The organism is Streptomyces sparsus (genome assembly GCF_054776295.1).
In genome coordinates this window covers 1-682 of record NZ_BAAHCA010001575.1, presented here as the reverse complement: position 1 = coordinate 682, position 682 = coordinate 1, and the positions used below count along the sequence as shown (strand labels likewise).

Genomic DNA, 682 nt, shown 5'->3' with positions numbered 1-682 from the left:
GTGGCTGGCGCTGCGACGTGTGCTGCCCCGGCCCGTGCGCCGCCTGGTCCTGCACGAGGTGCGGGCGGTGACCGGCCTGGCCCGGTGGGTGACGCGACGGGGGCACGGCGTGCCCCCGGACGCGTACCCGGCCGGTTACGCGGGTGCCCAGGCCATGACGGTGTTCGTGCTGGTGTGGGTGCTGCTCATCGAGACGGTGGTACTGGCCCTGCTCATTCCCTGGCCGACGGTTCACCTGGTGGTTCTGGTCCTCGACGGGTACGGCCTGCTGACGGTGGTGGCCCTGCACGCGTCCTGCGTGGTGCGTCCGCACGTCGTCGAGCCGGACGGTTCCCTGCGGCTGCGCTACGGCGCGCTGCTCGACCTGCGGGTCGAGGCCGGCCAGGTGGCCTCGCTGCGGGTGGTGCGGCGCTGCCCGGGAGGCGCTCCGGTCCGGATCGGTGACGGTGGTGTCCTGGACCTCGCGGTGGACGGCCGCACCTCCCTGAGCCTGGAGTTGAGCCGTCCGGTGACGGGCGTCCGGCCGATGGGACGCCGGTTCACGGCCCGGACCGTGCACTTCCACGCCGACGACCCCGATGCGGTGGTGGCCGCGTTCACCCGGGCGACGTCCGGCCTTCCGCGCGACTGACCTGCCCGCCTGCCCGCCTGCCCGCCTGCCCGCCTGGGCCACCTGCCCGCG

The 682-nt window shown here is 74.9% G+C and carries 1 protein-coding gene; it reads left to right on the top strand.

What is annotated here, in order from left to right:
* A partial coding sequence (locus tag ACYVE9_RS29685) for a hypothetical protein (RefSeq protein WP_461030961.1) occupies positions 1-631 on the top strand: 631 nt, incomplete at its 5' end.
* Between the last annotated feature and the right edge of the window lie 51 nt (positions 632-682).